Genomic DNA, 2,118 nt, shown 5'->3' with positions numbered 1-2,118 from the left:
GGGGGGGGGGGGGGGGGGGGGGCCCCCCCCCCCCCCCCCCCCCTCCGGCGGTGCGTGACGCGGAAGCGGGCTCAGTGGCCCGGGCCGTGCTCCTTGAGCCGGCGGAAGGACTCCTCGATCTCCGCCTCGGCCGCGGCGCGGTCCACCCAGTCGGCGCCCTCGACGGACTTGCCGGGCTCCAGGTCCTTGTAGACCTCGAAGAAGTGCTGGATCTCCAGCCGGTCGAACTCGCTCACGTGGTGGATGTCCTGCAGGTACTCCACCCGCGGGTCGGACGCGGGCACGCACAGCACCTTGTCGTCGCCGCCGGCCTCGTCGGTCATGCGGAACATGCCGATCGCACGGCAGGTGATCAGGCAGCCGGGGAAGGTCGGCTCGTCCAGGATGACCAGCGCGTCCAGCGGGTCCCCGTCCTGGCCGAGGGTGTTCTCGATGAAGCCGTAGTCGGCGGGATAGCTGGTCGAGGTGAAGAGCCTGCGGTCCAGGCGGATACGACCGGTCTCGTGGTCCACCTCGTACTTGTTCCGCGAACCCTTCGGGATCTCGATCGTGACGTCGAACTCCAAGGCCCTACTCCTCCATGATCAGCACGTACTGCGGGTGATTAAGTGTCTCCCACGCAAGTGGGTGGTCGTGAAAGGGGCTGGTCGGGGGTGCCGCACGGCAGGACAGTGCAGGTAGTGGCGATATCCGCGGCGATAGGTGCGGTGGTCGCGGCGGGTGCGGCGGCTGCCGCGGGGCCGTGGGACGGCGGACAGCGTACGGCCGAACGGTCCTACGCCGCAGCCCGGGACGGGAAAACAGCCGCGCCCGCCGGGTCCTCCGCCGCCGGAACCGCCGGCCCTGCCGCGCCGCGGCCCTATGCCGCGCCTCCCGCCGCCGCCGCGCCGGTGCTCGCCCCGGCGGGCGGCGGGCAGGCCGCCGCCGGCTCCGGCCTCGCGGCCGGGCTCGGCCCGCTGATGGCCTCGCGGGACCTCGGCACGGTACGCACCGGGGCGGTGCTCGACGTCGCGAGCGGGCGGACGGTCTACGACCACAAGTCGGCCACCGCCTCCACCCCGGCCTCGACCACCAAGCTCGCCACCGCCGTCGCCGCGCTCGGCACCCTCGGCGGCTCCCGCACCCTCACGACCGGTGTGGTCGCCGTCGGCTCCAAGCGCGTCGTGCTCGTCGGGGGCGGCGACCCGACCCTCGAACTCGACCAGCTCGCCGCCGACACCGCCGCCGCGCTCCACTCCCGCGGCACCACGTCCGTACGGCTCGGCTACGACACGTCGCTGTACACGGGACCCGAGCTGCACCCCATCGGCTACAACGACAACCTCGCGCCGGTCACCGCGCTGATGGTGCGCGAGGGGCGCCTGGGCCACAGCGAGAGCGGTCCCGCGGCCCGCGCCACCGACCCGGCGCTCGCGGCGGCCACGTCCTTCGCGAAGCTGCTGCGCGCGCACGGCATCACCGTCGCCGGCGACCCGGCCTCCGCGAGCGGCGCCGGCGGGACCCAGCTGGCGGCGCACCGGTCGGCGCCGCTGAGCGAGCTGGTCGAGCGGATGCTCACCGACTCCGACAACGACATCGCCGAGGCGCTGGCCCGCCAGGTCGCCCTGGCGGGCGGCCGTCCCGCCAGTTTCGCGGGCGGCGCGAAGGCGGTCGGCGACGCCCTGCGGCGCTACGGCGTGCCGCTGGGGAATGCCGCCTTCGCCGACGGCAGCGGCCTCGACCACCACGATGCGCTGTCGCCAGCGGCGCTCACCCACATCCTCGCGCTGGCCGCGTCCCCCTCCCACCCCGAACTGCGCCCGGTCCTGGAGGGCCTGCCCATCGCGGCCTTCACCGGGACGCTGGCGTCCCGTTTCCGCTCGGCCCCGGGCGCGGGGGTCGTCCGCGCCAAGACCGGCACGCTGACCGGCACGAACACGATCGCCGGAGTGACGGTCACCCCCGCCGGGCGGGTGCTGGCCTTCTGCTTCATGACCCAGGGCGCGCCGTCCGCGACCGCGGCCCAAGCGGCGCTGGACGCCCTGGCAGGCGCGGTCACCGCGGGCTGACCCCGCAGCCCTGGGACACGCCTCAGAAGCCGCGGGTGCGCTTCGCGGCGCGGCGGGGGGTGGTGGGGCC

2 protein-coding genes are annotated in these 2,118 nt (G+C 75.0%); one reads left to right on the top strand and one right to left on the bottom strand.

Annotated features, from left to right (window positions below):
* Positions 1-71 precede the first annotated feature (71 nt).
* Positions 72-566 (bottom strand): inorganic diphosphatase, encoded by a 495-nt coding sequence (locus tag V7E46_RS13815; RefSeq protein WP_329178091.1) that lies wholly within the window; start codon positions 564-566, stop codon positions 72-74.
* Positions 567-680: 114 nt separating this feature from the next.
* On the opposite strand from V7E46_RS13815, the gene dacB reads away from it, so the two are divergent.
* On the top strand, positions 681-2,048 hold the full coding sequence (dacB, locus tag V7E46_RS13810) for a D-alanyl-D-alanine carboxypeptidase/D-alanyl-D-alanine endopeptidase (protein ID WP_333768690.1): 1,368 nt from the start codon (positions 681-683) through the stop codon (positions 2,046-2,048).
* Positions 2,049-2,118 lie beyond the last annotated feature (70 nt).

Source organism: Streptomyces sp. IBSBF 2435 (assembly GCF_036815005.1).
Lineage (GTDB): Bacteria > Actinomycetota > Actinomycetes > Streptomycetales > Streptomycetaceae > Actinacidiphila.
This window is presented reverse-complemented; position numbering and strand designations above follow the sequence as displayed.